Origin of the sequence: Yersinia sp. 1252 StPb PI (assembly GCF_048593885.1) — a bacterium.
GTDB lineage: Bacteria > Pseudomonadota > Gammaproteobacteria > Enterobacterales > Enterobacteriaceae > Yersinia > Yersinia enterocolitica_E.
This window is the reverse complement of record NZ_JAZGQE010000180.1, coordinates 1-8,874: the sequence shown is the minus strand read 5'-3', so window position 1 is coordinate 8,874 and position 8,874 is coordinate 1. Positions and strand designations below refer to the sequence as shown.

Sequence of the window (8,874 nt, the reverse complement as noted above, 5' to 3'; positions counted from 1 at the left end):
ATATTAATTCCATATTTTTCATAAAATGGCATGGTGATTTTTTAATTTCCATAGCGCGTTGACAGCGTTGCTATTATTTTCTCCGCACTACTTAGGGCCAGCATCATATTGTTAAGCGCTTTATAATTATCAGGTGTTTGCTGTAGAGACAATTGTTGGGAAATTAATAACTTCCCATTTGCCAGCAACGTCCTCTTCTGTTGGATTTTTTTTGCGTCATATTTAATAGCGTCTTCCAGTTCAGTAATGTGCGACATTCATTCATCCCCTAATCCTTAAAAATTCATGGGTATATGGATTAAATTGTTAGATTTTAGTAATGATATACCTTGCTCCCCAATAAAAATAACTTTATAGCCATTCGCCAGTACCGTCCCTTGCTGTAAGCGTAATCCATTAGCTAATTGCACGAATCCTGAAAGTTTATTTCCGCCATAGCTGACTATTGCAGCAGGAAGAAGCTGAGCGGTTTGATCTGACGTGGGGATATTCTGATACCTCACCGCCAGAAAGTCCGGTTGTTGCCGGGCCAATGCTGTCAACATCTCCATCAGTTGTTGTTGTTGGCTGAGCGACAATATACCGCTGATAATGATTTCCTTATTACTTGGCGCCATGCTGAGATAACCTAATAACCCCAGTTCCCTTAAGCGCTCAACTAATTGTGCAATTTTCCCATCATGGCTATTAATAACCACCCAGCCCTTTAACCCCGCCACTGTCGCCAGTGTTTCCTGAACTTTTAACCATTGCCCCCCCATTTCAATAGCACCATGGATTGTGATATGCCCTGGATATTTCCCCGTGTCGACCTCTATATCCTGATAGCCATACTGGTGTAATACATCCTTGACGCTACTGAGCAGATGGTCATCACAGACTAATTGATTACGAAAGACAATACGGTTAAGAACCAGGAAATTCTGCAACTTAATCACTGCGGGTGATGAGCTACAGTGACCACTCAAAACAACACTGCCATCTAATAACCAGTTTTCTTTTATCCCCTGTAAAGCGGGTTGCTTTAACTGCTCTGAGAGTTGTGTTGGAATATCAGGAGGAAGATAAGCTAGTAGCGCTTTTGGCTGCTGTATAAACCAGAATATAACTACCGATAGCAGTAACAATAGGATAAATACCAGTACAGATAAGCAGAGTAATAAGCGTGGCCGAGCGCGAGGGATATAATGAATATCACTTAAAATATCGCCCACCTCGCCAACAACCAAGATTAATCCCCCGGTTTCAATCGCCTGTCCGAGTGGGAGTTTCTGTTGTAAATCATGCCGCTCCCCCTTAACCCAGACATCCCCAGATGTCTGCAAAGTTATGTGCTCATCACTTATTCTCAAGGTCAATATTTGCCCCTGAGGTAAGGGTAATAATACGTCGCACTGCTGACCCCCTAGTGTAAACTCCCCCTCAGGTAACATCAGCTCACGCCCATTAAGTTCACCATTTAACAGGCGGAGTTTAAACCGTACTGCCATGCTATTCCCCTGTATTAACCGGTACAGCTTTGATCAGAAATAACCTGACAACACTGTGAGATTGCTTATCAGTGCTGCGAAATAACCCACCTAATAATGGAATATCGCCCAGTAGCGGTATTTTATTTTGCGACTCAATTTGTTTATCCTGGATGAAGCCACCCAATAACAGACTTTGCCCAACACGCAACGTGGCTTGTGTTGAGATATCTGAATTTTGTATTTCCGGCAACGGTTCACTACTGCTTATCGGCGCCTGCTGTTGCCCATCCTGAATGTTAAGATTAAGCAAAACTTCTTTTACACCATCGGTATCAATCATTCTCGGTGTCACTCGCAATAATGACCCAGAGGTGATCGATTCAAGTTTTGCCACTTTATCGCCTTGCAACTTGGTATAAAACGTTACGTTTTTATCCAGTACCGCCTGAATATTATTTAGGGTGACCACCGAAGGGCGTGATAAGACTCTGGCACGTGAATTCTTTTGTAACGCATTCAAGCGAACCATAAAGTTCCCAGTATCACCAATTACAGTGGAGAAACCATCAGCACTATTTTTCCCCGAATTACTATTAAACGAGATACCCGCGCCACCAATGGAAGTGGATGCAGACCAATCGATACCAAGCTGGCTAATATCTCCGGCATCAACATCAATAATGGTCACTGATATTTCTATTTGAACTGGCCGCTGATCCAACTGAGCGATCAAACTACGATAGACCGGCATATTGACCTGGCGATCACGGATAATAATTGCGTTTTGCCGAGGATCAGCCGAGAAAAGAGGCATGCTGGTATGCGCCTCATCTTGTTCTTTTCCTGCAACTAACGGCAGACTATTGCCCTGACTCATCTCGCGCAATACGCTGACTAAGCCCGGTAATTTAACTTGCTGATCACGATACTGATAATTAGAGTCAGCCGCAGAGGCATATTTTAGCTGGAAGACTTTCACTGTTTCTTTATTTTGGTTTTGCTTACGGGCTTGAGACGAAAGCATGTTGCTCAATGTCGTCACCCGTTCAATACAGATAGGAACACCCGTAACCTCAATAGCATCCAGACGAGAAATAGCCTTTATTGCACAGTTTTTTCCTGCGGCTACTCCGCTATGTTGTAGATACTTGATTAAAGTTGTCGTTGATAATCCATCTGGCGATATAAATTCCCTGCGGATGGCTTGAGCTTTGTAAAAATAGAGTATTTCACCATCATAGTACCAGGTAAGATTGTATAGACCGGCTAATTCAGCCAGGATTGCTTCTGGTGTTTTGTCGCGAATCTTCCCACTAAAGTGTTCGTTTATTTCCGGGCTAATGACTACCGGGATACCATAATTCATCCCTAAATCTTTTAATAGGTTAGATACACTCATACCCCGGCTATAAATAAAGAAAGGCTCTCCTTGCCAGGGAATAGCTTGACCATGGGCCAGTGACACTGAAAACAGTAATATTAAACTGGCAAGTTCTTTCATGAGATAACCTTGCTGACATACTTCTTCGGTTTGGTTAAGACGTTTGCCTGGGAGGTACTCAATGTGGCGACCAAGCCGCTTAAATGCTGAATAACGGCATGAATTTGTTCTAATTTCATCGAGAGTTCTTGATTCTCACCGGCGATCTTCTCGCTATTATCAAGTGTATATCGCCCCCATAACCACCAATTGCCATCGTTAAACTGTAAAGCAAAATCTTGCGTATTCTCCAGCGCCACCAGCATAAGTGCAATATATCGAATAACAGTATTGGATATCATTTTTCTCTCAATAAAAAAAACACCAATACAAATAGAATGATGGTAATCCATCGCTTTGGCAGGAATTCCTTTCAACGTGAATTGAACAATATTAATATCTGATAGATCAATGTCGTTAACTAAGGGTTGTCTCTTCAACATTTCAAGCATCGGCGGTAACTCCTGCATCAGTACGATTTAATTATCCTCCGTAATTAAATATTCGTTATAAGGTAAAAACCTGATTTACTCTTTTTACAGAACTAAATGAATCTATAACGAGCAGTAATGAAATCAGTGTATTTCTTGATATCAAATTTTGGCTGTGGCGTACTAAAAAAAAACAGTCAGGTGACTTTATGGAAAACTCATCATCACTCGTCACTCGATTGACACTATTACTGGGCATGACCTTAATGGCCATATGGCTTATTTCAATTGCGGCCATGGCATTCTTCTCATATGAGGATACCCGCCAACGTTTGGTGAATGAATTAACCCACATGGCATCATTACGCGCAGATTTAAGTAATTACCAATTTGAAGGCGCGGAACGGGACGCAACCGCATTGATCAGTCGCCAGACAAGTTACCAAGCCACCTGGCGATTGCCGATTAGACGTACAGATGATGATCAGAGCGACAATATTCCTTTTAGTTCAGGAATGTGTAATGCCATCCAATCCAGACATGACCTTCGCATTGCTCAGGCTTATGGAACTTCTGGTCAAACTTATTATCTCGACAGTTTCACGATTAAAAACAAAGAAGGTATTACCATATTCAGACCACAGGCGGTATCAAATAACTATTTGAACCAGCGACGTAAAGAATTACTTTTACTGCCAATATTTCCTACCCATGACAATATTTTTTGGGGGATGCCGACTTATAGCCCACAACGAGGCTGGCATGTTTCTGTTGCCGCATGTGATCACGCCGGTTCATTAGCTGGATTCTCATTAAAACTGAATGAGTTGGTGACGGATAATCAGCCAGTTGAACAGAGAGATATTAATTTATGGTTGGATAAGAGTGGCGAGTTGTTACCGATATCTCAGCAAAATATACCTTCGCATCAGTTACATGAGATTCTTCGCCAGCTAAAAGACCGAAATTTACATGATGGTTGGCAACAAACACCTGATTATTTGGTATTAAGAACCCAGTTAAAAGGCCCCGGTTGGCAACAGTTAGTTATTTATCCCCGCGTCGGTTTTGCCTGGGAAGCGGCCAAGCCCGCATTACATCAACTCCCCTTTGCACTGGCTATTTTGCTGCTACTTACGTTAGTGCTCTCTTTATTACTGCGATATTACCTCGCTATTCCCCTATGGAACTTCATCAATATAATTGGTGCCACCGGCCCACAAGCGATGGAGCCGCGTTTACCAGTGAAACGCATGGATGAGTTAGGGCAGATTGCTCGTGCTTATAACAACTTGCTAGACACCTTGAATGAGCAGTACGACACCCTTGAAATGAAAGTAAAGGAACGTACTCTGGCACTGGCAAAATCAAAACAGCTGGCCGAACAGGCTAATCGCCGTAAGAGTGTCCATCTAACCACCATCAGTCATGAAATTCGTACCCCTTTAAATGGCACACTAGGTGCTGTTGAGTTATTACAAAATACCCCACTGACCTGCGAGCAATATCGGTTGGCCGAGACCGCTCGCCAGTGCTCACATTCTTTACTGATGATAGTTAACAACCTGTTGGATTTTTCACGTATTGAGTCGGGGCAAATGGCCTTGTCTCAAGAGAAAACCGCCTTATTGCCCTTATTGGATCAGGCCATGTTAACTATTCATAGCCAGGCCTTGAGTAAAGCCATCACCCTCTCTACTTACGTCAGTTCAGATGTGCCGCTGGAACTGGAGTTGGACCAACAACGCTTAAAGCAGATTCTGGTTAACTTATTGGGCAATGCCGTTAAATTCACGCAATGTGGCCATATTAAGCTCAATGTAGTCCGTAAGGGCCAGCAGCTCTGCTTCACTGTTGAAGATACTGGCTGTGGTATTGATTTGCAGCTTCAACAAGAGATATTCCACCCTTTTGTCCAGACCCATGAGCACGGGCAGGGAACGGGGTTGGGACTAACTATTGCAGATAATCTGGCAAGAATGATGGGGGGCAATATTACACTTTTTAGCCTACCAGACCACGGTAGTCGCTTCTCATTAAGTCTGCCATTTTGTGGGAAAATAGTGCTCAAACCGTTTAAAGGTGAAATATGTGCACCACAGCCATTACATGCTCAATTATCTTCGTGGGGGATAACCTGCCCGCCAGAGGGTAATCAATCAGTACACCTGTCGCAGACCCCCTTTAACGATAAAGAGCTGTGCTACCTACCCGGTCGCTTATATAGCAACGTTAAAAAGCATCTTAACGGAGAGAAGCAGCCCGCCTCATCTCAGCAAGAGATACCACATGCTCTCCCACTACAACCTTGGCATATGACCATATTGTTAGTCGATGATGCTGAAACCAATCGAGATATCACCGGCATGATGCTGCGCCAATTGGGGCATCAAGTGACTCTGGCAGAGAGTGGCGAAATCGCACTACGCCTCGGCCAAACGCAGCGTTTTGATCTGGTGCTGATGGATATTCGTATGCCAGGTATGGATGGGCTGGCAACAACCCGCTATTGGCGTGATGATGCGAACAACCAGGATAATCGCTGCATGATTACGGCATTAAGTGCCAATACCAATCCTGAGGAAAAGATAAGGGCCAGTCAGGCGGGGATGAATCATTATCTCTCTAAACCGGTGACTTTCAGCCAACTGGCAGAAGTACTGGATCTGACGGCACAATTCCAGCTCGAACGCGGGGTAACACTCACCCCCCAGTTANCAACACCGAGGCCACTATTGAATCTGGCTGACAGCTCATTGCGTCTTAACCTATTACACTCATTGCAACTATTAGTGCAGCAGGGGAGAGAGTCTCTCACCCATACCCCCACGTTATCGCATCAGCTTCACACCTTAAAAGGCTGTGCCGGGCAAGCGGGCCTTACTGAGTTACAAGACGCTGTAATTCAGCTGGAAATAGCAGTCGAAAATCATGAACTCATTACACAGCAAGATATCGATCACCTCGACGAGATAATCCATTTGCTGTTTCAACCGCGGGAGCCCCGCGACACCATTTCAATCGTCAGGTAAAGGGAATAACTTTATGAATACGAAATTACTGATTGTCGACGATCATGAACTAATCATTAATGGCATTAAAAATATGCTGGCAGCTTATCCACGTTATCAGATTGTTGGCCAAGCTGATAATGGGCTGGATGTATACAATTTGTGCCGCCAAACAGAGCCAGACATTGCGATTATAGATCTCGGATTGCCCGGTATGGATGGCCTTGATGTCATTATTCAACTGCTTCGCCGCTGGCCGACGATGAAGATTCTGGCATTAACAGCCCGCCATGAGGAACATCACGCCAGCAAAACGTTAAGCAGTGGCGCACTAGGTTATGTTCTGAAAAAAAGCCCACAGCAAATTCTGCTGGCAGCCATTCAAACGGTCGCGGCGGGTAAACGTTATATTGACCCTGCACTCAATAGTTCTCTGGTTAATAAACTGGCACAAGGTAGCGATGCCCGCCAACCGGTGCTAACGCCACGGGAGCGACAGATCCTAAAACTTATTACCGAAGGTGCCTGTAACCGTATTATCGCAGCTCACCTTTCCATCAGCCAAAAAACTGTAGAAACCCACCGCCTTAATATGATGAAAAAACTGGATGTGCACAAAGTCGCTGAGCTTATCCATTGGTCATACCGCTTAGGACTAAATGAATAATGTCACTGGTGTTTTATTGATGATAGACACAAATAAAAACCCCCTATCAGTATCTCACTAATAGGGGGCCTACAAATATCAATGCTCAACTCCAAGCAGCGAATGAATCAGCCCGAATGAACTTATATGAGTAAGTTATTCGGGCCAATACGAATGACTAACATCACCGGAGCATCAAGGGTAAAGAGTATTAGCCTTGGCTAACCGGCGTCTGTTTCGGTGCAAATAACGCTTTCTCATATGCCTTGGCTTTTTTATGGTCAAACTGATGTTCCCACTTAGCAATAACCAGCACTGCTAATGCATTCCCCACCACATTCAGTGCAGTACGTGCCATATCCAGAATACGGTCCACACCGGCGATAAAGGCCAAACCTTCCAGTGGAATACCTACACTGCCTAGCGTTGCTAACAAGACAACAAACGAGACTCCCGGAACACCGGCAATCCCTTTAGAGGTCACCATTAAGGTTAGGACCAGAATGATCTCTTGCCCAATGGACAGCTCGATACCATATAACTGGGCAATAAATATGGCGGCAATACTCTGATAAAGGGTAGAACCATCTAAGTTGAAGGAATAGCCCGTCGGAACCACAAAGCTGGTAATCGATTTTGGCGCGCCATAGGCTTCCATTTTCTCGATGATTCGCGGCAATACAGTTTCTGAACTGGCGGTAGAGTAAGCTAAAATCAGCTCATCTTTCAAAATTCGAATCAAGGTCCAGATCCGTAATTTACATAATCTGGCAACGGTGCCCAGCACGACCAGTGCAAAAAATAGAATCGCGGCGTAAACCAAAATAACCAGCTTGGCCAATGGAATAAGCGAGGCAAAACCAAAATTGGCAACCGTCACCGAGATCAAGCCAAACACCCCGATAGGCGCATAGCGCATAATCATATGAGTGACTTTGAACATGCTTTCAGAAATTGCTTTAAACACATTCAACAGTGGCTCTTTGGTTTCTTTTGGCAATGAAGACAGCCCTAAACCAAACAACACTGAGAAGAAGATAATTGGCAACATATCGCCTTTCGCCATGGAAGCGAAGACGTTGGCAGGAATGAGCGACAATATAGTGCTCACCAGGCTGTGGCTACCACTTTGTACTTGCTCAGTGGTCTTTTCATACTGGGAGATATCGACCACCGTCAATGCCGACATATCAATGCCGTGCCCCGGTTGAAACACATTCGCCAAGGTGATCCCAACAATAATGGCGATGGTAGTGATAACTTCGAAATAGATAATGGTTTTCAGGCCAATTCGCCCAAGCTTCTTCGCATCACCAACACCAGCAATACCCACGATCAAGGTCGAAATAACTATCGGTACAACAATCATTTTAATTAAGCGGATGAAGATATCACCTGCCGGACTTAAAATATTACTAACTAACCACTCTCTGGATTCAATTTGATTATGCAGAACCGCACCAACCAAAATACCTAATACCAGCGCAATGAGTATTTGCCAGGCCAGACCTATTTTTACACTTTTCATACCCTAAAAATTCCTCAAAGCATCCTATAAAATGCAAGTTACCAAGCATTTCAAATAGAATACTTAATCATTAAATACGGGGCTATAGTTGATAAAACGTATGGTTCAGCCTCCCGCCAGCCGACCACGTTATAAATCAGTATCATTTCTGGACACTCTTCTGCAAGCCTTGTTTACACTAAGCCCACATGATGCTGAGACATAACTTCAGCCCCAAAAATCTTTAAACCACAGTAAATATTTGTTATTAAAATAATAAAATCCATCAGAGACAAATAACATCGCAACTGTCTGTATAAAAAATAA

7 protein-coding genes are annotated in these 8,874 nt (G+C 43.8%); 2 read left to right on the top strand and 5 right to left on the bottom strand.

Features of this window, described 5'->3' with window-relative positions:
• Nucleotides 1–41: 41 nt before the first annotated feature.
• The 4 genes from V2A85_RS19515 to V2A85_RS19500 are packed head-to-tail and all read right to left on the bottom strand — an operon-like array spanning nucleotide 42 to nucleotide 3,404.
• Nucleotides 42–257 (bottom strand): EscE/YscE/SsaE family type III secretion system needle protein co-chaperone, encoded by a 216-nt coding sequence (locus V2A85_RS19515; RefSeq protein ID WP_420072139.1) that lies wholly within the window; start codon nucleotides 255–257, stop codon nucleotides 42–44.
• An 18-nt stretch (nucleotides 258–275) separates the two neighbouring features.
• Nucleotides 276–1,490, bottom strand: a complete 1,215-nt coding sequence (gene sctD / locus V2A85_RS19510; RefSeq protein WP_420072138.1) for a type III secretion system inner membrane ring subunit SctD — start codon at nucleotides 1,488–1,490, stop codon at nucleotides 276–278.
• 1 nt (nucleotide 1,491) lies between these two features.
• Complete coding sequence (locus V2A85_RS19505) at nucleotides 1,492–2,973, bottom strand: EscC/YscC/HrcC family type III secretion system outer membrane ring protein (protein WP_420072137.1); 1,482 nt, start codon at nucleotides 2,971–2,973, stop codon at nucleotides 1,492–1,494.
• Complete coding sequence (locus V2A85_RS19500) at nucleotides 2,970–3,404, bottom strand: hypothetical protein (protein WP_420072136.1); 435 nt, start codon at nucleotides 3,402–3,404, stop codon at nucleotides 2,970–2,972. The genes V2A85_RS19505 and V2A85_RS19500 overlap by 4 nt, the downstream gene beginning before the upstream one ends.
• Nucleotides 3,405–3,592: 188 nt before the next feature.
• On the opposite strand from V2A85_RS19500, the gene V2A85_RS19495 reads away from it, so the two are divergent.
• Both V2A85_RS19495 and V2A85_RS19490 read left to right on the top strand, forming a co-directional pair.
• Entirely contained in the window at nucleotides 3,593–6,415 is a 2,823-nt protein-coding gene (locus V2A85_RS19495; RefSeq protein ID WP_420072135.1) for a two component system sensor kinase, read from the top strand.
• 13 nt (nucleotides 6,416–6,428) lie between these two features.
• Nucleotides 6,429–7,061 carry a two component system response regulator gene (locus V2A85_RS19490; RefSeq protein WP_420072134.1) on the top strand — a complete coding sequence of 211 codons (633 nt, stop codon included), beginning with the start codon at nucleotides 6,429–6,431 and terminating at the stop codon, nucleotides 7,059–7,061.
• Nucleotides 7,062–7,251: 190 nt separating this feature from the next.
• On the opposite strand, the gene gltP is transcribed toward V2A85_RS19490, so the two are convergent.
• Nucleotides 7,252–8,568: a glutamate/aspartate:proton symporter GltP gene (gene gltP, locus V2A85_RS19485; protein ID WP_372560001.1), complete on the bottom strand. Its 1,317-nt coding sequence runs from the start codon at nucleotides 8,566–8,568 to the stop codon at nucleotides 7,252–7,254.
• Between the last annotated feature and the right edge of the window lie 306 nt (nucleotides 8,569–8,874).

Excerpts from the sequence above, each read along its gene's own strand:
- V2A85_RS19505 (WP_420072137.1), bottom strand. The coding sequence starts at position 2,973 with ATGAAAGAACTTGCCAGTTTAATATTACTGTTTTCAGTGTCACTGGCC.
- V2A85_RS19515 (WP_420072139.1), bottom strand. The coding sequence starts at position 257 with ATGTCGCACATTACTGAACTGGAAGACGCTATTAAATATGACGCAAAA.
- sctD (WP_420072138.1), bottom strand. The coding sequence starts at position 1,490 with ATGGCAGTACGGTTTAAACTCCGCCTGTTAAATGGTGAACTTAATGGG.
- V2A85_RS19500 (WP_420072136.1), bottom strand. The coding sequence starts at position 3,404 with ATGCTTGAAATGTTGAAGAGACAACCCTTAGTTAACGACATTGATCTA.
- gltP (WP_372560001.1), bottom strand. The coding sequence starts at position 8,568 with ATGAAAAGTGTAAAAATAGGTCTGGCCTGGCAAATACTCATTGCGCTG.
- V2A85_RS19490 (WP_420072134.1), top strand. The coding sequence starts at position 6,429 with ATGAATACGAAATTACTGATTGTCGACGATCATGAACTAATCATTAAT.